Annotated in this window: 15 protein-coding genes; 8 read left to right on the top strand and 7 right to left on the bottom strand. The window is 73.8% G+C overall.

Annotation, left to right across the window (positions count from 1 at the left end):
* Positions 1–120: 120 nt before the first annotated feature.
* Positions 121–2,310 carry an acyltransferase family protein gene (locus tag V7S47_RS22860; RefSeq protein WP_336563731.1) on the bottom strand — a complete coding sequence of 730 codons (2,190 nt, stop codon included), beginning with the start codon at positions 2,308–2,310 and terminating at the stop codon, positions 121–123.
* Between the two features lie 164 nt (positions 2,311–2,474).
* Here V7S47_RS22860 and V7S47_RS22855 point away from each other — a divergent pair, with 164 nt between their 5' ends.
* Positions 2,475–5,489, top strand: coding sequence for an amidase family protein (locus V7S47_RS22855; RefSeq protein WP_336563730.1), 3,015 nt, complete (start codon positions 2,475–2,477; stop codon positions 5,487–5,489).
* 69 nt (positions 5,490–5,558) lie between these two features.
* Here V7S47_RS22855 and V7S47_RS22850 read toward each other — a convergent pair whose 3' ends face one another.
* A complete protein-coding gene (locus V7S47_RS22850) occupies positions 5,559–6,413 on the bottom strand; it encodes a sulfurtransferase (RefSeq protein ID WP_336563729.1) in 855 nt (284 codons plus the stop codon).
* Positions 6,414–6,531: 118 nt separating this feature from the next.
* Between V7S47_RS22850 and V7S47_RS22845 the strand changes: the two genes are divergently transcribed.
* From V7S47_RS22845 to V7S47_RS22825, 5 genes are all read left to right on the top strand, one after another.
* Positions 6,532–7,200: an acyltransferase gene (locus V7S47_RS22845; protein ID WP_336563728.1), complete on the top strand. Its 669-nt coding sequence runs from the start codon at positions 6,532–6,534 to the stop codon at positions 7,198–7,200.
* A gap of 16 nt (positions 7,201–7,216) precedes the next feature.
* Positions 7,217–8,614, top strand: a complete 1,398-nt coding sequence (locus V7S47_RS22840) for an NAD-dependent succinate-semialdehyde dehydrogenase (protein ID WP_336563727.1) — start codon at positions 7,217–7,219, stop codon at positions 8,612–8,614.
* Positions 8,615–8,962: 348 nt separating this feature from the next.
* Positions 8,963–10,225: an acyl-CoA dehydrogenase family protein gene (locus V7S47_RS22835; protein ID WP_336563726.1), complete on the top strand. Its 1,263-nt coding sequence runs from the start codon at positions 8,963–8,965 to the stop codon at positions 10,223–10,225.
* Positions 10,226–10,331: 106 nt separating this feature from the next.
* Entirely contained in the window at positions 10,332–10,793 is a 462-nt protein-coding gene (locus tag V7S47_RS22830) for a VOC family protein (protein ID WP_336563725.1), read from the top strand.
* Between the two features lie 25 nt (positions 10,794–10,818).
* On the top strand, positions 10,819–11,499 hold the full coding sequence (locus V7S47_RS22825; protein WP_336563724.1) for a DUF6989 domain-containing protein: 681 nt from the start codon (positions 10,819–10,821) through the stop codon (positions 11,497–11,499).
* Here the strand turns inward: V7S47_RS22825 and V7S47_RS22820 are convergent, their stop codons facing one another.
* The 4 genes from V7S47_RS22820 to V7S47_RS22805 form a co-directional block, all read right to left on the bottom strand.
* Positions 11,500–11,796 carry a DUF1905 domain-containing protein gene (locus V7S47_RS22820; protein WP_336563723.1) on the bottom strand — a complete coding sequence of 99 codons (297 nt, stop codon included), beginning with the start codon at positions 11,794–11,796 and terminating at the stop codon, positions 11,500–11,502.
* A gap of 94 nt (positions 11,797–11,890) precedes the next feature.
* Positions 11,891–12,814 (bottom strand): hypothetical protein, encoded by a 924-nt coding sequence (locus V7S47_RS22815; RefSeq protein WP_336563722.1) that lies wholly within the window; start codon positions 12,812–12,814, stop codon positions 11,891–11,893.
* Positions 12,815–13,048: 234 nt separating this feature from the next.
* Positions 13,049–13,504: a GAF domain-containing protein gene (locus V7S47_RS22810; protein ID WP_336563721.1), complete on the bottom strand. Its 456-nt coding sequence runs from the start codon at positions 13,502–13,504 to the stop codon at positions 13,049–13,051.
* Between the two features lie 50 nt (positions 13,505–13,554).
* Positions 13,555–16,278, bottom strand: coding sequence for a response regulator (locus V7S47_RS22805; protein ID WP_336563720.1), 2,724 nt, complete (start codon positions 16,276–16,278; stop codon positions 13,555–13,557).
* A 74-nt stretch (positions 16,279–16,352) separates the two neighbouring features.
* Between V7S47_RS22805 and V7S47_RS22800 the strand changes: the two genes are divergently transcribed.
* Entirely contained in the window at positions 16,353–17,894 is a 1,542-nt protein-coding gene (locus V7S47_RS22800) for a phospholipase D family protein (protein ID WP_336563719.1), read from the top strand.
* 67 nt (positions 17,895–17,961) lie between these two features.
* Complete coding sequence (locus V7S47_RS22795) at positions 17,962–18,240, top strand: hypothetical protein (RefSeq protein WP_336563718.1); 279 nt, start codon at positions 17,962–17,964, stop codon at positions 18,238–18,240.
* 201 nt (positions 18,241–18,441) lie between these two features.
* Here V7S47_RS22795 and V7S47_RS22790 read toward each other — a convergent pair whose 3' ends face one another.
* On the bottom strand, positions 18,442–19,215 hold the full coding sequence (locus V7S47_RS22790; RefSeq protein ID WP_336563717.1) for an IclR family transcriptional regulator: 774 nt from the start codon (positions 19,213–19,215) through the stop codon (positions 18,442–18,444).
* Between the last annotated feature and the right edge of the window lie 115 nt (positions 19,216–19,330).

Below are 19,330 nucleotides of genomic sequence, written 5' to 3'. Positions count from 1 at the left end.
TTCCGGATCGGTGGATGACGCACCGCCGGGTGGCGGGTCGCGGCCGACACCCCGCGGCAGCGGTGCGTCCGCCACCGAAGGCCGGGCGGGAACGGTGGACCGCTCACCGCCGCCCGGGGATCAGCGGGTGGCGGTGCGCGCCCCCAGCAGCCCGTCGGTCGCCTCGGCCAGCCGGGCGGCGAACACCTCGGTGGTGGACTCGACGAAGCTGTCGGAGAGATGGGTGCCGGCGCGGTAGACCACGACGCCGCCGATGACCGCCGGGCAGTGCACGCCGTCGGGGCAGACCACGGACGTCATGTCGACGACGCGGGTGCCGGGGACCCGCTCGGCCGCCGCCCGCTGGACCTCCGCGCCGGAGCGCGGGACCCCGTCCGCGAGCGTCCCCGTGCAGGCGGTGAGGTCGTCGAGGTTCTCCTGCACGCAGTCCGGGATGGTCATGCTCGACGGCACCGGGGTGTCGAGGATCGGCACGATCCGGGCGCCGGTCGCGGCCACCCGCTCCCAGTGGTGCACCAGGCCGTCGGCCATCGCCTCCGGCTCGTAGTCGGCGCTGGTCTCCCCGCCCGGCGGCAGCGACTTCGACGGCCGCGTGACGGTGAGGACGACGTCGGGCCGGAGCTCCTCGACCGTGGACAGGGAGTCGCGCGACCAGGCCTCGCAGTTCTCGTTGCGCTGGCCGTGGTCGAGCAGCACGGAGTCGGCGAACAGGCAGCCGTTCTTGGCGATCACGATCAGCCGCCAGCCCTCGCGCTCGGCGATCGCCTCGACCGGGGTGAACCACTGGGCGGCCTTCGAGTCGCCGACCAGCACGACGGTGCGGTCGGCGTCGGGATCGCCGTACTCGCAGGAGAGGAGCTTGCCGGTGCGCGGCGGCGCGACGCAGCGGTCGGCGTAGATGCGGGGCAGGTCGCGGTAGGTCTCCAGCGGCGAGGGGCGCAGGTGGTCGACGCGGCGGACCGCCGCCCAGTCGGTGTCGACGTAGCGCGGGTCCTGCAGGGCGCGGGCGCCCGGAGCCTCGGCCGCGGTGGCCACCTCGGCCGTGTCGACGAGCGAGTACGACGCCACCAGCGCCACGCCGGCGACCGCGGCCACGGCGGTGCCGAACGCGCCCGCGAGCAGTGCCGGCCGGGGCCGGGCCAGGCGGGGGGAGTGGCGCAGGGGCGTCTCGAGGTAGCGGTAGGACAGCCATGCCGGCACCACCGAGACGGCCACGACCAGCAGCGCCTGGCGGACCCGCAGGTCCCCCCAGATCCCCTCGGCGGCGACGAGGAGCGGCCAGTGCCAGAGGTAGAGCGAGTACGACAGCGCGCCGATCCAGACCGCCGGTCGCAGCCCGAGGACCCGCCCCACGCCCCACGGCACCGTGCGGCCGGCACCGGCCAGGATCGCCGCGGCGGTGCCCAGCACGGGCAGCAGGGTCGCGGGTCCGGGCCAGCGGGTGCTCGAGTCGACCAACAGGATCGCGGACACCACGGCCGCGCCACCGGCCCAGCCCAGGACGCCGCGCACGGCGGCCGGGATCCGCAGCAGCCAGGGCAGCGCCAGGGCCAGCAGCGCGCCGACCCCGAGCTCCCAGACCCGGGTGGTGGAGACGAAGAACGCGAGACCGGGCTGGGCGACGGCGTACGAGAGGGTGAAGGCGAACGACGCGGTCGTGGCGACGACCAGCACCACCAGGAGCACGGCACGCCACCGGTGCCGGACGAGCGCGGCCAGGAGGGCGGCGAGGATCGGCCAGACGACGTAGAACTGCTCCTCGACCGCGAGCGACCAGTAGTGCTGGACCGGCGACGGCCCGACCTGCTCGGCGAGGTAGTCGACCTCGCGGAAGGCCAGGCGCCAGTTGACGACGTACCCGGCGGCCGCGGCGATGTCGCCGCCGAACACCTGACGGCTGGTCGCCGGCAGCCAGAGCAGCGAGACGAGGCCGCTGAAGACCAGGACGACGGAGCTCGCCGGCAGCAGCCGCCGAGCGCGGCGGGCCCAGAAGTCGGCGAGCCCCAGGCGTCCGTGCTCGGCCAGCTCGCGCGCCATCATCGAGGTGATCAGGAAGCCGGAGATGACCAGGAAGACGTCGACACCGGCGAAGCCGCCGGGCGTCCAGGCCAGGCCGGCGTGGTTGAGCAGCACGGAGCCGACCGCGAGGGCGCGCAGGCCTTCGATGTCGGGGCGGAACGACCGGCTCGGCGGAGCGGTCCGCTTCGGGGTTCGGGGGGCACGGTGCACGCCGGGTCCGATGCCGCTCGACCCGGATCGGTTCGGACCGGAGGACCGCTCGGCTCGGCGGCCGGCAGCGAGCAACGTCATGTAATCAAACTAAACCACTAGACTTAGTTCATGGGAAACGTCCGCGTGTTGAACGGCTGTGAATCGTTACATCGCCGCAATAGGAGGAATCTTTACGCGCAACGGGACGACCGTAGAAAGGCCAGCGCCTCTTCTCTCCTGCCACGAAAGGCGCTGGATCCTTCATGTCCTCACGCACCACCGGGCGTCGTACCGCCCGCCTGATCGCCCTGCCGGCGGTCGCGGCGGTCGCGGTCGGCACCCTCGCCGTCACCCCCGCAGCCCAGGCGCTGACCAGCGTCACCACCAGCAACGGCGCAGCCGTCTTCATCAACGACGCGCGACGCCCGGGCCTCGACACCGGCTCGATCCGCAACGTCACCGGCTCGCGGATGGAGGGCTTCGGCAACATCTTCGTCCACGTCGACACCCCCGCCGGCGAGGAGCCGCGGATGAACGACCAGATGATGCGCGGGTTCGGCCTGACGGCCGGCGCGCCCGGGTCCTACCTCTCGACCAAGTCGGTCCGGCTCGGCGATGTCCTGATGACCCGCAAGGTCCGGGTCGCGGCCGCCAGCAACACCACCAGCTTCTTCGACACGTTCACCAACTCCTCGACCGAGCCGGTGACGCTCCAGGTCTCCTTCGGCGGCTCGCTCGGGTCCGGCTTCACCGCCACCAGCCCCAACAAGGCGACTGTGTCCGCGTCCAGCAGCGGCGACGCGGTGGTGGACGCCGCGGACACCTGGATCTCGGCGACCACGCCCGGCGCCACCCGCCCCACCGGCGTCGTCGTCGGCTCCGGCGTCGAGGCGCTCGGCGACCAGCAGTCCGACCCGTTCACCACGCCGTACGTCGCCACCGGCAGCCGGTCCAACGACCTGGGCTTCGTCCGCGAGCTGACGATCGAGCCCGGCGACACCGAGTCCCTGGCCCAGTTCGTCGTCGTCGGCGCGACCAGCGACACCACCCAGATCGCGACCGACACCGCGGCCCTCGCGGCGACCCCGGACTTCTCGAACCTGACGATCGACGAGATCTGCACCCTGGAGAACTGGGACCTCGCGTCGTACGCCGCCGCCTGCGCCGGTGCCGAGCCGCTCCAGGTCCCGGCCGCCGACGCCGAGGTCGAGCACACCACCGACGTCGCCTACGACGTCACCGGCAAGACCGTCGCCCAGCTCCAGGCCGACCTGGTGGCCGGCAACGTCACGTCGGTCCAGCTGACCAAGGCCTACCTCGACCGGATCGAGGCGTACGACGGCGGCGCGCTCGGCTTCCACTCGTTCATCACCGTCGCGAAGGATGCGGTCGCCCAGGCGCTCGCCGCCGACCAGGCGCGGAAGGCCGGCCGCACGGGCGACCTGCTCGGCATCCCGATCGCGCTGAAGGACATCTACGACACCAAGGACATGCCCACCTCGGGCGGCACCCTGGCCCTGAAGGACTGGGAGCCGAAGAAGGACGCCTGGCAGGTCGCGAAGCTGCGCGAGGCCGGGGCCGTCGTGATCGGCAAGACCGTGCTCTCGGAGTTCGCCAACTCGGGCTCGTTCAGCGAGAGCGGCTTCAAGCAGACCTGGAACGCCCTCTACCCGTCGAAGACCTCCTTCGGCTCCAGCGGCGGCTCGGCCACCGCGGTCGCGGCCGACCTGGCCGCCGCCGCGATGGGCACCCAGACCGGCGTCTCGCTCTACGCGCCCTCCACCGGCGCCAGCCTGACGACGTTCCGCGGCACCGACGGACTGACCAGCACCAACGGCGTGATGCCGCTGACCTGGGCCACCGACTACGCCGGCCCGATCGCCAAGTCGGTCACCGACGTCGCCTCGATCCTGGACGCGACGGCCACCCGGACCACCGGCAACAACCCCGACGACCTGCTCACCTCACGCGTGGACAACGACCTGCGTCCGGTCGAGTGGAAGTCGGCGCTGAAGACGACCGCGCTGCAGGGCAAGGTCATCGGCTACGTCCCGAGCGCCTTCGCCTCCACGGCCATCACCGACGACAACGCCGGCGCCGTGGCCCTGGCCCAGTTCCGTACGGCGGTCGAGGCCGCCGGCGGCACTCTCGTGGCGGTCACCGGCGCGACCGCGCCGACCAACCCGCCGTCCGCCGGCTTCCCGACCTCCGGCAGCGCCGGCTCCGAGGGCTGGGAGCGCTACATCGGCGAGGAGCGTCCCGCGACGTTCCCGATGACCGCGAAGCAGCTGCTGGAGAACCAGGCCAACCTGCCCTACAACGTCTCGGGCAACTACAACTACAACCCGATGGACGACACCAGCGTCACCAACCTGCTGGCCCGTCGGGACGCCTACAAGGTCAACGCGGCCTCCTGGATGGACACCGCCTTCGGCCAGCCGGTCGACGCCGTGGTCTACCCGGGCTTCCTGACCAGCATCGGCAACAACGACGCCTCGTCGGCGATCTTCAGCTCCGACCGCGCGTCCGGCGTCATCACCCAGGGCGTCGGCCTGCCGACGGTGATGGTCCCGATCGGCAAGAACGACGAGGGGCAGTCCAACAACGTCCAGATCGTCGGGCGGGCCTGGACCGACACCACCGTCCTCGGGATGGGCTACGCCGTGGAGCAGCAGGCCCAGGCGGCCATGCACACCACCTTCGCCCCGGCCCTGCCGTGGAGCGGTCCGGCCGCCTCGGTCACCGCGCTGAGCCTGCGCAGCACGGCCACGACGTACGGCACCGCGGCCCAGGCGACCGTCACGGTCGCCGCGGACCCGGCCGCCACCGGCACCGTCACCGTCGCGGCCGCGGGTCGCTCGGTGACCGGGAAGCTCGTGGGCGGCACGGCCACGGTGGCCCTGCCGGCGACGCTGCCGGTCGGCACCCACCTGGTCACCGCGACCTACTCGGGCTCGGCCACGGTCGCGGGCAGCACCGCGACCGCCACCCTCAAGGTGGCCCGCTCGGCCCCGGGCGTCTCGGTCGGCCTGGTGAAGAAGACCGTGCGCACGAACCAGAAGGGCGCGGTCAAGGTCCGGCTGTCGGCCCCCGCCACCGTCCTGGTCTACGACGGCAGCAAGGTCCTCCGCTCGGTCAAGGTCGGTCGCACCGGGACCGTGAAGCTGCCCCGGCTCGCCGCCGGTCGGCACCGGATCCGGCTCTACGTCGTCGCGGGCGAGGAGTACGCCGCGGCCTGGAGCAGGACCGTCGTGCTGCGGGTGAAGAAGAAGCGGTAGCACCGGCACGAACGCACCACCGGCAGCGCCGCGGACCTCGGGGTTCGCGGCGCTGCCGTCGTTGCGGGCTCAGCCCGGCCGGTCACCGGCGGCGACGGGGCGCGAGGGGTCCGAGCTCCACGCCGACCACGAGCCCGGGTAGAGCGCGGCCGTCACGCCGAGGGTGGCCAGGGCGAGCACGTCGAGGGTCGCGCTGGTCCCGCCGCCGCAGTAGGCGCCGACCTCGACGCCCTCCGTCAGCCCGACGGCGTCGTACGCCGTGCGCAGCGCGCCCGCGTCGCGCAGCCGGCCGAGGCCGTCGAGGTTGGCCGCGCTGGGCAGGTGGCGAGCGCCGGGGACGTGGCCGCCCGTGACCCCGCCGGCGTAGGCGTGCGACTCGCGCGCGTCGAGCAGCAGGCCCGAGCGGGCCAGCGCGGCCGCGCCGTCGTCGTCGAGCACCGGCAGCGACCCGGGAGAGACCCGGAGGGTGCCGGACCCGGGTGGCTCGCCATGCTCCCCGAGGGCTCCGCCTGCGGCCACCCAGGCGTCGAGGCCGCCGTCGAGGTAGCGCACGCCCGGCACCCCGGCCCACCGCAGGGTCCACCAGGCGCGCGCCGCCAGGGCGGGCTGGTCGCGGGTGTAGACGACGACCACCGAGTCGGGGTCGACGCCCCAGCGCTCGACCCGGTCCTGGACCTGGGCGCGGCCGGGGAGCGGGAGCGAGCCGGTGCCCTCCCCGGGGGTGCCGACCAGGTCGGCGGTCAGGCCGACCAGGAGCGCACCGGGCACCCCGGTACGGCGCGCATCGGCCGGCCCCGGCTCGCGCCGTACCTCCAGGAGCACCACGCGTCCGGACCCCTCGCCCGTCAGCAACGTCCGCAGCGCGTCGGCGGTCACGACGGGCGCGACCCCGGCCGCGGCGGCGGGATCGGGCGATGGCGGCATGCTGCTCCTCGGCTCACAACGCTATTGTCGAGTATTAAGCTACAGATAAGCGAGTAAAGGTGGTGTGCGGGGTCCCGGTGTGGTCCGGCGGGGCGGTCCGGTCCTCTAGCCTGCGGCCGTGAGTCGACGCAGGAGGTGGATCAGCGCCGCCACGCACGCGGCGTGGGGCTGGCTGGATCGGGCGGGGGAGATCGTCCCCGGCACCCGCGCGGCGGACGCGTTCGGGAGCTTCGGCCCGGGCAGCTGCCTGGGGTTCCCGACGGCCACCCTGATGAACGTCGGCTCGATCCACCTCGGCTCGCGCACCCTGGTCGGTCGGCAGGCCACGCTGTCGGTGGGCTACTCGCCCGGGGACACGGTGCTGCCCGAGCGCGGCCTGGTGATCGGCGACCGGTGCGTGATCGGCGCGCGGACCAGCCTCACCGCGCACGAGTCGATCGTCGTCGGCGACGACGTGTGGTGCGGGCAGGACGTGTTCGTCTCCGACGCCAGCCACGGCTACCAGGACCCGGACATCCCGATCGGCCGGCAGTTCGGCGAGCACAGCCCGGTCGTCATCGGCGACGGCTGCTGGATCGGGCACGGCGCGATCGTGCTGCCCGGCACCACCCTCGGTCGCCACGTGATCGTGGCGGCCGGGTCGGTGGTGCGGGGCACGGTCGAGGATCACGCGATCGTGGCGGGCGTCCCGGCCCGGGTCGTCCGGCGCTACGAGTCGGGGGTGGGCTGGATCGGCGCGGGCGGCGACGTACGTCCCGAGGTGGGACCGGACCCGCGGTTGCGTTGACTCCTAGTCTCGGAGCATGACCGCGCAGCCGACGTACGCCTCGACCAGCCCGACGACCGGGGAGGTGCTGGCCACCTTCGACTTCGCCTCCGACGCGGACGTCGAGGCGGCACTCGCAGCCGGGGCCCGGGCCTTCGCCACCTGGCGCTCCGCCACGCTCGAGGAGCGGGCGGCGGTGGCCAAGCGGGTCGGCGCCCTGTTCGCCGAGCGGGCCGACGAGCTCGCGCTGATCGCGGTCGAGGAGATGGGCAAGCCGCTGGGCGAGGCGGTCGAGGAGGTCGAGTTCTGCCAGGCGATCTTCGACTACTACGCCGAGCACGGACCGGCGCTCGCGGCCGACCAGCCGATCACGTCGTTCTCGGGCGACACCGCCGTCGTGCAGAAGCGGCCGATCGGGCTGCTGCTCGGCGTGATGCCGTGGAACTTCCCCTACTACCAGGTGGCCCGGTTCGTCGCGCCCAACCTGGTGCTCGGCAACACCCTGCTGCTCAAGCACGCCGAGTCGGTGCCGCGCTGCGCGGAGGCCGTCGAGCGGCTGCTGGCCGACGCGGGCGTCCCCGACGGCGTCTACCGCAACCTGTTCGCCACCTTCGCCCAGGTCGAGACGGTGATCGCCGACCCGCGGGTCCAGGGCGTCTCGCTCACCGGCTCGGAGCGGGCCGGCGCGACCGTCGCCGCGCTCGCCGGGCAGCACCTGAAGAAGTGCGTCCTCGAGCTCGGCGGCTCGGACCCCTACGTCGTCCTGGACGCCGACGACGTCGAGGCCGCCGCGAAGCAGGCCTGGGAGACCCGGCTCTACAACACCGGCCAGGCCTGCAACTCCAACAAGCGGATCATCGTCACCGACGACCTGTACGACGGCTTCGTCGCCAAGCTCGTCGACCTCGCCAGCGACCTGCGGCCCGGCGACCCGGCCGACCCGGACCGCGGCGACGACACCTACCCGCCGCTGTCGTCGGTGACCGCCCGCGAGCGGCTCCAGGAGGTCGTCGACGACGCGGTCGCGCAGGGCGCGACGCTGCACGTCGGCGGAGAGGCCGGGGCGGGCGCCTACTACGCGCCGGCCGTGCTGACCGGGGTCACGCCGCAGATGCGGGCCTACCGCGAGGAGCTCTTCGGCCCGGTCGCCGTCGTCTACTCCGTGTCCTCCGACGAGGAGGCGCTGACGCTCGCCAACGACACGCCGTACGGCCTCGGGGGTGCGGTGTTCAGCACCGACGAGGAGCGGGCCGCGCGGCTCGCCCGCCAGCTCGACGTCGGCATGGCCAACGTGAACACGCCCGCCGGCGAGGGCGCGGAGATCCCGTTCGGCGGCGTGAAGCGCAGCGGTTTCGGTCGCGAGCTGGGCCCGCTGGGCATGGACGAGTTCGTCAACAAGCGGATGTTCTACGTGAAGACGTCCGGTCAGGACTGACCGCGGGGGGTCTCGATACGCCCCGCTCGTTCCTCGCAGGGCTACTCGACCAACGAGAAGCGCCCTGGTCGTTGGTCGCAGGGCCACTCGACCAACGAGAAGCGGCCTGGTCGTTGGTCGCAGGGCCACTCGACCAACGAGAAGCGGCCTGGTCGTTGGTCGCAGGGCCACTCGACCAACGAGAAGCGCCCTGGTCGTTGGTCGCAGGGCTACTCGACCAACGAGAAGCGCCCCGCTCGTTCCTTGCGGGGCCACTCGACCGGCGAAGGCTGGTCGTTGGTCGAGTAGCGAGCGCCAGCGAGCGTATCGAGACCCGGTGGGCCGTCGCCCGACCGCTACGGTGACGAGGTGCTGACCCCCGTCTCGTACCCCGCCTACCCGGCCCCCTCCGTCCGCGCCCTGGAGCTCTACGACGCGATGGTCGCGTTCATGCGGGAGGAGGTGCTCCCCGCGGAGGCGTCGTACGACGCGTTCCGCGCCGCGGCCGCGCCGGGGGACCACACGGTGCCGCCGGTGATCGAGGAGCTGAAGGCCAAGGCCCGCGAGCGCGGGCTGTGGAACCTCTTCCTGCCGTCGGAGTCGGGGCTGACGCAGCTGGAGTACGCGCCGATCGCCGAGCTGTCGGGCTGGTCCAACGAGCTGGCGCCGGAGGCGATCAACTGCCAGGCGCCGGACACCGGCAACATGGAGCTGTTGCACCTGCTGGGCACCGAGGAGCAGAAGCGGCAGTGGCTGGAGCCGCTGCTGGCCGGGGAGATCCGCTCGGCGTTCGCGATGACCGAGCCGGCCGTGGCGAGCTCCGACGCGACGAACATCGAGACCCGGATGGTCCGCGACGGCGACGAGTACGTCGTCACCGGCCGCAAGTGGTGGATCAGCGGCGCGGCCGACCCGCGCTGCCGGGTGCTGATCGTGATGGGCAAGACCGACCCGACCGCGGCGACCCACCGCCAGCAGTCGATGCTCGTGGTCCCGGTCGACACCCCCGGCGTCGACATCCAGCGGTCGCTGCCGGTCTTCGGGCGCCAGGACCAGCACGGCCACTGCGTCGTGGAGTTCACCGACGTCCGGGTCCCGGTCACCGCCGTGATCGGCGAGGAGGGCGGCGGGTTCGCGGCCGCCCAGGCCCGGCTCGGCCCGGGTCGGATCCACCACGTGATGCGCGCCCTCGGCGCGGGCGAGCGGGCGCTGGCCATGATGGTGAAGCGGGCCCAGACCCGGTCGGCCTTCGGGGGGCCGCTGGCCGACCAGTCCGCCGTGCGCGAGCGGATCGCCGAGTCGCGCATCGAGCTCGAGCAGGCGCGGGCGCTGTGCCACCGGGCGGCGTACACGGTCGACGCCGAGGGCAACAAGGCCGCGCGCCACCTGATCGCCGCGGCCAAGGTCGCCGTACCCCGGGCGGTGCTGTCGGTCATCGATCGCGCCATCCAGCTCCACGGCGGTGCCGGCGTCAGCGACGCGACCGTGCTGTCGACGCTCTACGGCTGGCACCGCGCGATGCGGATCTTCGACGGCCCCGACGAGGCCCACCTGACCACGCTGGCCCGGGCCGAGCTCACCCGAGAGCCGCTCTTCGATCTCCCGGAGACGGTCTTCAGCCAGTTCGGCTGAGGGCCCCGACCGGGACGTCATCGACACGGTGTCAGCGGGTGCTCCGTCCCGATGACGTCCGGTCCAGCGGTCACCCGCTGACCGCAATCGGTGCCAGGCTGACCGCATGAGCCGTCATGTCCAGATCACCTTCGACGCCCGCGACCCCCGCGCCCTCTCGACCTTCTGGCGCGACGTCCTCGGCTACGTCCACCCCGGCCCGCCGGGGGTCGAGCTGCCCGAGGGGGCCGACCCGCTGGCGGCCTGGGACGAGTTCCTCGAGCGCGTCGGCGTCCCGGCGGACCAGCGCAACAGCCGCTCGGCGCTCGAGGATCCCGCAGGGGAGGGGCCGCGGCTGTTCTTCCAGCAGGTGCCCGAGGAGAAGGTCGCCAAGAACCGGGTGCACCTCGACGTCCGGTCCGCGCCCGGGATGGAGGGCGACGCGCGGATGGCCGCCCTCGAGGCCGAGGCCGCCCGCCTGGTCGAGCGGGGGGCCTCGCGGGTGAGGCGGTTCGAGCCCGAGCCACCGCTGTCGCTCGGCTTCCTGGTGATGGCCGACCCGGAGGGCAACGAGTTCTGCCTCGACTGAGGTCGTTCGCCGCTACGGTGACCCGGTGTCCACGACCCTCCTGACCTCGCGACGAGGACTCGGGCCGATCGCCGGGGTCCACGCGGGGCTGCTGGTCGGGGGCGCGATCGCCCTCTCGCTCGACCCGCCCGCCCAGGGCTGGGGCGTCCTGCTCTGCGTCGTGGCGTACGTCGCCGCGCTGCTGACGGTGTGCCGCGCGATCGACCGCGCGGACCTGCTGGCGCTGGCCGGCTTCCTGGCCCTGGTCTCGGTGTTCCAGGTGCTGCCGGACTGGGTGCTCGCCGACCTCGTCGGCACCCTGCGCTTCCCCGACCGGGGCGGGCCGCGCGTCGACGACGTCATCCCGCTCGCGATGGCCGCCATGTGGGTCGCCCCGCTGTTCGTCGCGGTCGGCCTCGCCGGCGGTCGCCCGGGCCGCGCCGCGCTGCTGTCCGGGCTCGTCTTCCTCGGGGCGGAGCTGCTGGCGCCGAGCCTCGGTCTCTGGGAGCCGGTCGGCGACACCCGCCGCGTGCTCGGCGTCGCCGTGTACGTCGTCCCGGCCGAGGCGGCGCTGGGCTGGGCGGCGGCCACAGCCTTCACCCACGTGCGGAGCGCCTCGCTCCCGGTCCGCGCCGGCGCGGCGCTCGCCGTGTCGACGTTCTACCTCGGCGCGCTCGTCCTCGCGCACTTCCTGATCGACGTCGCGGGCTGGCGCCTCACCGCCTGATCAGCGCGGCCGCACGTCCACCGTCAACCGGACGGTCACCTCGTCGCCGAGGGCGATCCCCTCGGCCTTCCGCAGCTTGTCCTTCAGCGGCACGACGTACCCGCCGTCCTTCGGCCACAGCGACGTCGTCAGCTCGGTCTCGCCCACCGCGACCCGGACCGGGATCATCCCCCAGCCGTAGGACACCAGGGCGGCCGCCTCCGCGAGCTCGACGCACTCGTCCTCCGGGACCGTCACGAAGTGGTACGGCGCCGGCCCGCGCCACTCCCAGACCACGCCGTCGAACTCCAGGATCACGGTCCGACCGTAGCGGGCGGGTCTCGGGATTCGGGTCTGGGAAAAACTGACGGGCCGGAAGCTGTCCGGGGTTCGTGCGGACACACCTGGCGCATCACTTTTCGAGCGCCGACCCGAGCCGACTGCGGAACCGAGCCTGGCCCGCGGGCGTGAAGAGGGACTCGCGCAGCAGGGCGTGCCAGGCCTGGATCCGGCCCGGGTCGTGCGGGCGGCCGAGCGCGAGGTCGGCGTCGCGGAGGATCCCGACGGCCTGGTGCAGGACGTGCTCGCTGGTGTAGCCGCGGCGCTCCAGGTCGGCCGCGATGATCCGGCGACCGCGCTCGAGGTCGCGGCGCTGCCGGGCGCGCGGGAGGTGGTCGACGCCGTCGTACTCGTGCAGGAAGCGGGTGCCGAGCACGCGCAGGTCGGCGCGGGCGACGTGCCGGCCGTCCGGCGTCCAGATCTCCTGCTGCGGCTCGACCGGGACGTCGCAGACGACGTGCAGGACCCGCAGCAGCGTCTCCCAGGCCGACTCCGCCCGACCGTCCGCCAGGACCAGCGCCTCGCGCAGGCGGGGTGCGCCGCGCCGATGCTCCCGCGCCGCGGTCCACAGCTCGTCGGTCGTCGTCTGGTGGTGCTGCAGCGCGCAGTCGACCAGCACGACCAGGTCGAGCAGGCCGAGGTCGCGGCCGCACGCGACCAGGGTCTCGGGGACCGTCGTCAGCCGCAGACCGTCGATCACCTCGCTGGGTGGGATGGCGCGGTGCCGGCAGGCGATGAGACCGCGCCGACGCGACGCGTGCTGGGCCTCGATCTGAGCCACCCAGACCGGGAGCGGGTCCGGGAGCGGCGGCAGCCACCAGCCCCGGACGCGCGCGCTGGTCAGGTGGGTGAAGGCGGCCGTCTGGCGGAGCGCCTGCTGCCAGGCGTGCAAGTCGGAGAGCCCGGAGGAGGTACGACGGTGCAGCGCACGGGCGACGGTGTCCCAGTCGGGTCCCGGCGGCCGCGGTCCGGTGGCGAGGTCGTGGCGGGTGAGCATGCCCGTCACGGTCGTCGGCACCGCGGACGCTCGGAGCCCGGGCGGGACCGGCCTGGGGATGACCGCGACGGGACCAGTGCCTGTGGACGGTGAGGGGGCTGGGGTGGTGGCCGGGCGGGTGGTGGAAAAAGTGACGCCTCGGCACGATTCCACAGGGTGTCCGGACCGCCCCAGCCCGTCGGTTTTTCCCCGACCCCGGACCCAGCCCGTCAGTTTTCCCGGACCCGGACCCAGCTACTGCTCCTCGATCGACGCCCTCACCGCAGCCGCACTCGCGTGCGCCTCGTCCATGAGCAGGATCAGCTCGGGGGCCGTCCAGGTGCGGGGCTTGTCGTCCATCACCGACAGCACGCCGATGATCCGGCCGGCGCCGTCGGTGATCTGCCAGCCGGCGTACGAGTGGATGCCGAGCTCGGCGATGAGCGGGTGGGCGGCGACCCGCTTCTCCAGGCTGACGTCGTCGACGATCAGCTGGGCGCCGTGGTCGCGCACGTAGGTGCAGAACGACTCGACCAGCGGGATCTCGCGGGCCCGGTCGAGGTCGTCGGGGAGGCCGGAGGCGCCGATGAAGAAGTGCCGCTCGTCGTGGAAGGTCGAGAGCAGGGCGATGCGGACGTTCAGCCGTTCGCGCAGGCGGAGCGCGACCTCGTCGTGCCGTTGACCCGGGTGGGCCGGGCGGGGGTCGCTCACGCGTCGAGTGTGACCCATCGCCGGCCCGGCCGGACCGGAATCGTCGATGCTCACCCCCGGGTGAGTGCGTCCCGCGCCCGCTCGACCTCGGCGGCGGCGGCCTCGGCCAGCGCGGCGACGGTCGCGGGGTCGCCGCCGTCCCGCGCTGCGGTCTCCAGCTCGGCGAAGCGGTGGGCGACGAGCAGGGCGCCGAGGGACGCGCTCGCGGAGCGCATGCTGTGGGCGATGTCGGCCGCCGCCGGGGCGTCGGCTGCGTCGACGGCGGCGGTGAGTCCGGCCAGCTGCCGTCCCGCGTCGGTGACCCAGGCGTCGACGAGGCGCTGACGGAAGGCGGCGGCGTCCGGGCCCAGGTGGCCGGTGAGCGCGTCGAGGGCGTCCGGGTCGAGCACCGGGGGAAGGTCCTCGGCGGGCGGGGGAGCTGGCTCGGCCGGCGCCGGCGCCGTGGACCGGACCCGGCGCAGCGCGCCGGCCAGCTCCTGGGCGCGGACCGGCTTGGAGAGGTGGTCGTCCATGCCGGCCGCGAAGCTGGCGTCGACGTCGTCGACGAGCGCGCCGGCCGTCATCGCGACGATCCGCGGCTGCCGCTCGGCGGGCAGCTCGGCCCGGATCCGCCGGGTCGCCTCGTGGCCGTCCATCACCGGCATGTGCACGTCCATTAGGACCAGGTCGTACGGCGCCGCGTGCACCGCCGCGAGGGCCTCCTCGCCGTTGGCGACCACGACCGGGCGCTGGCCGAGCCGCTCGAGCATCAGGGTGGCCACCTTCTGGTTCACCGTGTTGTCCTCGGCCAGCAGGATGCGCAGCCGGCCGAGCGTCTCCGGCTCCTCGACCACGGCCGCCTGGAGGTCGTGGGCCCCCAGCAGCTGGGCGACGGTGTCGCGCAGGGCGGCCGCCTTCACGGGCTTGGTCAGGTGGACCAGCCGGACGGACGCCGCCTCGCGCACCGGCTCGCCGAGCGAGGTCAGCAGCAGCAGCGGTACGTCGGCCCACGCCGGCAGCTCGCGCAGCCCGCGGGCCAGCTCCAGCCCGTCCAGCTCGGGCATGTGCATGTCGAGCACGCCCAGGTCGAGCGCGCCGGGGGTGGCGGCCATGGTGGTGAGCGCCTGCGCCGGGTGGGCGAAGTCGACGACGTGCATGCCCCACGCCTCCAGCTGGGCCCGCAGGATGTGGCGGTTGGTGTCGTTGTCGTCGACGACCAGCGCGTGCCGGCCCCGGAGCTCGGCGGGCGCGACCCGGGTGCGGTCCTCCTCGCCGTCGGCGGCCCGGCGCATCGGGACGACCATCGTGAACGTCGAGCCGGTGCCGACCTCGCTCTCGACGACCAGCCGGCCGTCCAGCGCCTCGGTCAGCCGCTGGCTGATGGCCAGCCCGAGGCCGGTCCCGCCGTACACGCGGGTGGTGCTGCTGTCGACCTGGCTGAAGGAGCGGAAGAGCCGGTGCATCCGGTCCTCCGGGATGCCGATGCCGGTGTCGCGCACGGCCAGGGCCAGGACCGGGCGGTCGGGGTCGGAGCCGTCCTCGACCCGGACGCGGACCAGGACCTCGCCCTCGGAGGTGAACTTCACCGCGTTGCTGAGCAGGTTGACCAGCACCTGGCGGACCCGGGTCACGTCGCTCTCGACCACCGCGGGTACGTCGGGGTCGATCTGCGCGACCAGGTCGATGCCCTTGGCGGCGGCCTGCGCGGCGACCAGGTCGAGCGAGCTCTCGACGCACTCGCGCAGCGCGAACGCGTGCTGCTCCAGGTCGAGCTCGCCTGACTCGATCTTCGAGAAGTCGAGGACGTCGTTGATGATCGTGAGCAGCGCGTCGCCCGAGGCCTGCACGGTCTCGGCGTAGTCGCGCTGCCGGTCGTCGAGGTCGCTGGCCAGCAGCAGCCCGCTCATCCCGATCACGGCGTTCATCGGGGTCCGGATCTCGTGGGACATGGTCGCCAGGAACGCCGACTTCGCGACGTTCGCCGCCTCCGCGTCCTGGCGCGCGGTCACCAGCTCGCGCTCGCGCTCGACCAGGGCCCGGGCCATGCCGTCGAGGCCGGTCCCGATGTCGCGCAGCTCGTCGGGGGCGTCGCCGCGCGGGCGCGGCTCGAGGTCGCCGTCCCGGATCCGGCCGATCGCGACCAGCAGCTCGTCGACCGGCTCGACCACGGCCGCGCGGAGCGTACGGCGCTGGCGGCCGACGACGTACGCCGCTCCGCCGAGCAGCAGCACCTCGATCACCAGGCCCACGGCGAGGACGGTGGTCTTGCGCTGCTGAGCGTCGGCGCGGCGCTGGTCGGCGTACGTCTCGAGCTCGTCGTGGACCGCGCGGTAGTCGTCGAAGAGCGCCTTGCCGCGGTCGATGAACTCCCTCTTCGCGGGGCTGCCCGGCTGAGCGGCCAGGGCCGTCCCGGTGCCGAGGGCCTCGTCGACCCAGCCGTCGGTCCAGCGCTGGCTGGCGCGTTGTTGGGCCGCCAGCATCTCGGCGATCCGGTCGTCGCCGTCGAGGTAGCGCTCCGCGTCCTCGAGCTGCTCGCGGGCCGCCACGACGCCCTCGGAGTAGGGCTCCAGGTCGCTGGTCTGCCCGGTCAGCAGGTAGGCGCGCAGCCCCGTCTCCTGGTCGAGCATGGCCAGGTGGGCGAGCCGGACCGCCCGCGCGCCGTTGGTCGCGCGCTCCAGGTCGCGGTCGAGCGAGAGGGCGAGGTAGCCGAGAATGGCGCCGTTGACCAGCGCCACGAGCGCGACCGTGAGCAGACCCGTGAGCGTGACTCGGCCGACCTGTCGCGTGAGGGACACGTAAGGAATGGTCTCACGGGCGTCGAGGGCTCCTGCCCGTTCGGGTGACCACGCGGCCGGGTACGAAGGCGGACGTGACCGACCGCGACTGGCTGCTGACCACCGAGGAGCGCGGCAACCCGCGGACCCGGTTGGGTGCCTGGACGGCCGGGAACCTGGTCCGGCCGCTGGTGCACGGGGCGACGTACTTCGCCGAGCTGTTCGAGCGGATCGAGGCGACGGTGGCCGGCGACCTGCTGTTCTTCACCGACTGGCAGGGCGACGCCGACGAGCGGCTGACCGACGAGCCCGGCAGCGAGGTCGCCGAGGTGCTGGCGCGGGCCGACGAGCGCGGGGTCGACGTCCGGGGGCTGGTCTGGCGCTCGCACCCGAGCGCGATCGGCTTCACCGAGGACCAGAACCGCCGGCTCGGGCGCGACCTGCAGCGGCGCGGCGCCGAGGCGCTGCTCGACATGCGGGTCCGCACCGGCGGCTCGCACCACCAGAAGCTGGTCGTGATCCGGCACCGCGACGACCCGTCGCGCGACGTCGCGTACGTCGGCGGGATCGACCTGTGCCACTCGCGCCGCGACGACCTCGACCACGGCGGCGACCCGCAGCCCCAGCCGATGGCCGAGGAGTACGGCGCCACCCCGCCCTGGCACGACGTCCAGGCGGCGATCAGCGGGCCCGCGGTGCACGACGTCGAGACCGTGTTCCGGGAGCGCTGGGAGGACCCGACCCGGCTGAGCCGCAGCCCGGTCTACTTCTTCGGCGACAAGATCCGCGGGCTCGACGTACGGCCGGACCCGCTGCCGCCGCAGGCGCCCCCGCCGCCCGCGGCCGGGTCGCACACGGTGCAGCTGCTGCGCACCTACCCCAACCTGCGGCACGGCCGCGACTACCCGTTCGCCCGTGGTGGCGAGCGGAGTGTGGCCCGCGGCTACACCAAGGCGCTCGACCGGGCGCGGCGGCTGGTCTACGTCGAGGACCAGTACCTCTGGGGCCACCACATCGGCAACGCGTTCACCCGGGCGCTGCGCGACCACCCCGAGCTGCACGTGCTCGCCGTGGTCCCGATGCACCCCGACCTCGACGGCGTGCTGGGGCGGACCCCCCAGCTGCTCGGCCGGCGCCGGGCGATGCTGCAGATGGCCGAGGCGGCGCCCGGCCGGGTCGCCGTCTACGGCATCGAGAACCACGCCGGCACGCCCGTCTACGTGCACGCCAAGGCCTGCGTCATGGACGACACCTGGACCTCGATCGGCTCCGACAACTTCAACCGCCGCTCCTGGACCCACGACTCCGAGCTGTCCGCGGTGGTGGTCGACGAGGACGGCACCTACGGCCGCGACCTGCGGCTCACCCTGGCCGCCGAGCACCTCGACCGCTCACCGACCGACGTCGGGGACCTAACCGACCCGCACGCCATGTTCCACGCGTACGCCGCCGCCGCGTCCGCCCTCGACGCGTGGCACGAGGGCGGCCGCGTCGGCCCCCGGCCGCCCGGTCGTCTGCGCCGGCTCGCTCCCCCCGACCTCGGCCCGGTCGCCCGGGCGCTGGCCACCCCGGCGTACCTCTGGCTGCACGACCCGGACGGCCGGCCCCGGTCGCTGCGGAGGCGGGACGGGTTCTGACCGGGGTCCCGGCCACGGCGGACCTTCGACCCTGCTCGTCGCGCCGCGACCGGCGCAGGCTGGAGCCATGAACGAGATGAACCCCGGCAGCTTCAGCTTCGGCCCGCTCTGGTGGGCGGTGTTCCTCGCGGTGATGGCGCTCGCCGTGGTCGCCGTGATGTGCCTGTTCCTGTGGCAGGCCAGCAAGGAGTCGGCCCCGCGGGCCGCCGTACCCGTGCGCCTCGACCCTGCCCTCGGGGCGGGTCAGCGGGTGGGGCGGCTCGCCGGCGACCGGAACGCGGCCGACGACGCGAGCCGGGGCGGCATCCTGGCGCCGGCTCAGGAGCCGATCGGCAGCTCGGCGTAGTTCTCGGCAGGCCGGTGGCGCCGGCCTCGCTGCTGGTGACCCAGCGCAGCAGCATGGTGGTCATCCGCCAGGAGAAGTGCGTGCAGCGCCAGACCCGCCGCAGCGCGGTGTCGGAGTGGGCGTCGGCCTGCCGGGCCGGCGCCGACGATCGCCACCCGGGTTCGCATGCTCGCCAGTGTTCGTCGTCACAGGCGGTGAGACCTAGGTGGGTGCTCCAGTCACCGGAAGTCCGCTGATCGCCCGGCCGACGCCGTGCGCGGCGACCTGGAGGGCGGCCACCAGCCGCGGCCGGTCGTTCTTCAGGGACGGGACGACGATGCCCAGCGCGGCCACCACGTCCGGTCCGCGCCGGATCGGCACCGCCACCGAGCAGGCGCCCAGGCTCATCTCCTCGACCGTGGTCGCCCAGCCCTCCCTCACCGTGCGCGCCAGCTGGCGGCGCAGCGTCCCCGGCTGGGTCACCGTGTACGGCGTGACGCGGGTCAGGTCGCTCAGCACCGCCGCCTGCACGTCGGCCGGCGCGTGCGCGAGCAGCACCTTGCCGACCCCGGTCGCGTGCAGCGGCAGCCGCGACCCGACGGTGCTCAGCACCGGCACCGACGCGTGCCCGGCCAGCCGGTCCAGGTAGAGCACCTCGGCTCCGTCGCGCACCGCGAGGTGGACCGTGGCCAGGGTGGCGCCGTACAGGTCGTGGAGGTACGGCGACGCCACCTCCACCAGTCCCGCGTTCAGCGGCGCCAGCAGCCCGATGTCCCAGAGCCGCCGGCCCACGACGTACCGCCCGTCGCTCGCGCGGGCCAGCGCACCCCACTCGACCAGCTCACCGACCAGCCGGTGCGCCGTGGCCAGCGGCAGCCCCGCCCGCCCGGCCAGGTCGGTCAGGGTGAGCCGGCGGTGGTCCTCGTCGTACGCGCCCAGGAGCGCCAGCGCCCGGCTCGTGACCGAGGCGCCGGAGCGGGACGCGTCGCCGGCCATGGGGCCATCATCGCCGGGCGGGAGTCGGCCTGGGTGGAGGCCGTCTTGTGGCAAGACGGGTTTCGAGGCTCGCTTCGCTCGCACCTCAACCAGCGGCGGGGTCGGGCGACGCTGG

Origin of the sequence: Nocardioides sp. CCNWLW216, assembly GCF_037120545.1 — a bacterium.
Classification (GTDB): Bacteria; Actinomycetota; Actinomycetes; order Propionibacteriales; family Nocardioidaceae; genus Nocardioides; species Nocardioides lianchengensis.
Note: the sequence above shows the minus strand (reverse complement) of the source record. Positions and strands in the feature narration are given on the sequence as shown.

Coding starts and splice junctions, on each gene's coding strand:
- V7S47_RS22860 (WP_336563731.1), bottom strand. CDS start 2,310: ATGACGTTGCTCGCTGCCGGCCGCCGAGCCGAGCGGTCCTCCGGTCCG.
- V7S47_RS22855 (WP_336563730.1), top strand. CDS start 2,475: ATGTCCTCACGCACCACCGGGCGTCGTACCGCCCGCCTGATCGCCCTG.
- V7S47_RS22850 (WP_336563729.1), bottom strand. CDS start 6,413: ATGCCGCCATCGCCCGATCCCGCCGCCGCGGCCGGGGTCGCGCCCGTC.
- V7S47_RS22840 (WP_336563727.1), top strand. CDS start 7,217: ATGACCGCGCAGCCGACGTACGCCTCGACCAGCCCGACGACCGGGGAG.
- V7S47_RS22830 (WP_336563725.1), top strand. CDS start 10,332: ATGAGCCGTCATGTCCAGATCACCTTCGACGCCCGCGACCCCCGCGCC.
- V7S47_RS22815 (WP_336563722.1), bottom strand. CDS start 12,814: ATGCTCACCCGCCACGACCTCGCCACCGGACCGCGGCCGCCGGGACCC.
- V7S47_RS22795 (WP_336563718.1), top strand. CDS start 17,962: ATGAACGAGATGAACCCCGGCAGCTTCAGCTTCGGCCCGCTCTGGTGG.
- V7S47_RS22790 (WP_336563717.1), bottom strand. CDS start 19,215: ATGGCCGGCGACGCGTCCCGCTCCGGCGCCTCGGTCACGAGCCGGGCG.